Below are 627 nucleotides of genomic sequence, written 5' to 3' on the forward strand. Positions count from 1 at the left end.
CGGCCAACTCCGCAAAGTCCAACGACTCCGCAGCGTACTTCGCCGCAGCCTCGAAGTTGTCGGCCATCTGATAGACCAAGGCGAGGTTCGCGTAGGTCAACGCGCGGATCAGGTAGCGGTCTTGGTCATTCATGGCGCTTGTTCCAGGCGGCGATGGCGGCGTCCACGCTTGGCTCTCTCGGCCCGTCGGCGTCGCAGTTCAAACACTCAACGGCGTACTGATGCCACACCGTATCGTCGTCTCCGAAATCAGGTCGCTCCGGCGGTTCCCCACAGAACGGGCAGGGCTTCAGCTTGGGCGTGTCTTGGTCATTCATTCTCCTGGGTCCTCTGCGATGTGCCCAGCGTCAACTAGGTACTCTTTTGCGTCCTGGAACTCATCAACGACACCGCGTTCTGGCGCGGTGAATTCATTAACGACAACGGCGTGCGCCCGAATCGCTTCCACGAGAGCGTACGTCAGACAGAGCAGGAATTCCTTGTCAGTCTTACTCACCGCTCTGCTCCGCGCGCTCGATCACGCCGTCCATGTGCTTGCGGATCTCTTCGCTCATCGTCTTGCCGCGCTCGAACAAGATCTGCTCGTACACCTTCAAACGCTTGGCGTTCACGCGAACCGTGAGCGTC

Annotated in this window: 3 protein-coding genes; all 3 read right to left on the bottom strand. The window is 59.6% G+C overall.

The window, feature by feature from the left end:
• Positions 1 to 125: 125 nt before the first annotated feature.
• Complete coding sequence (locus GY725_22920) at positions 126 to 317, bottom strand: restriction alleviation protein, Lar family (GenBank protein ID MCP4007043.1); 192 nt, start codon at positions 315 to 317, stop codon at positions 126 to 128.
• The gene (locus GY725_22925) at positions 314 to 496 is read right to left on the bottom strand and encodes a hypothetical protein (GenBank protein ID MCP4007044.1); all 183 of its coding nucleotides are present in this window, start codon (positions 494 to 496) and stop codon (positions 314 to 316) included. The genes GY725_22920 and GY725_22925 overlap by 4 nt, the downstream gene beginning before the upstream one ends.
• Positions 489 to 627 (bottom strand): hypothetical protein (locus tag GY725_22930; GenBank protein ID MCP4007045.1); only part of this gene is annotated, 139 nt, incomplete at its 5' end. The genes GY725_22930 and GY725_22925, both read right to left, overlap by 8 nt.

Source organism: bacterium (assembly GCA_024226335.1).
Taxonomy (GTDB): domain Bacteria; phylum Myxococcota_A; class UBA9160; order SZUA-336; family SZUA-336; genus JAAELY01.

What these genes read in the sequence shown, in the direction of transcription:
- GY725_22920 (MCP4007043.1), bottom strand. Translation starts at nt 317, where the DNA reads ATGAATGACCAAGACACGCCCAAGCTGAAGCCCTGCCCGTTCTGTGGG.